Annotated in this window: 1 protein-coding gene; it reads left to right on the top strand. The window is 76.3% G+C overall.

Translation table 11 applies throughout. The annotated features are described in order from the left end of the window. On the top strand, window positions 1–758 hold a 758-nt coding region (locus IBL25_RS26450), incomplete at both ends, for an aminotransferase-like domain-containing protein (protein WP_187781389.1).

The following is a 758-nucleotide window of genomic DNA, read 5'->3' as shown; positions in this document are numbered from 1 at the left end:
CGCCTTCGCGCTGGGCCGCACGCATCCGGACCCGCTGCTGCTCAACCAGCTCTCCCGCGCCCTGCGCCGCCGCCTCGCCGCGCCGGATCCGGCGCATTTCGGCTATGGCGACCCGCGTGGCAGCCCGGCGCTACGCGAGGCCGTGGCCGCGCATCTGGCCGCCACGCGCGGCATCGCCTGCGACGCCAGCCAGGTGCTGGTCACCAGCGGCACGCAGCAGGCGCTGCGCCTTTGCGCCGAGACCCTGCTGCAACCAGGCGACGCCCTCTGGATGGAAGACCCCGGCTACCCCGCCGCCCGCCGCACCTTCGAGGCCGCCGGTGCCCGCCCCGTGCCGGTGCCGGTGGATGCCGCCGGGCTGGACGTGGCGGCGGGCCGGCGGCGGGCACCGGCGGCGCGGCTGGCCTATGTCACCCCCTCCCATCAGTTCCCCACCGGCGTCACCATGAGCATGGCGCGGCGCCTGGCGCTGCTGGACTGGGCGCGGCAGGCCGGCGCCTGGGTGCTGGAGGACGACTACGACAGCGAATTCCGCTACGCCGGCCCGCCGCTGACGGCCCTGGCCGGCATCGATGCGGAAGCCCGCGTCATCTATCTCGGCACCTTTTCCAAGACGCTCTTTCCCGGCCTGCGCATCGGCTACGCGGTGCTGCCGCCGGCCCTGCTGCCGCGCATCGCGGCGGCGCGGGCGGTGGCGGACCGCTTCCCGCCCGGCCCCATGGCGGATGCGGTGGCGGACCTGCTGGCCGGCGGCGGCT

This window comes from Pseudoroseomonas ludipueritiae (genome assembly GCF_014490445.1).
GTDB classification, from domain to species: Bacteria; Pseudomonadota; Alphaproteobacteria; order Acetobacterales; family Acetobacteraceae; genus Pseudoroseomonas; species Pseudoroseomonas ludipueritiae.
This window is presented reverse-complemented; position numbering and strand designations above follow the sequence as displayed.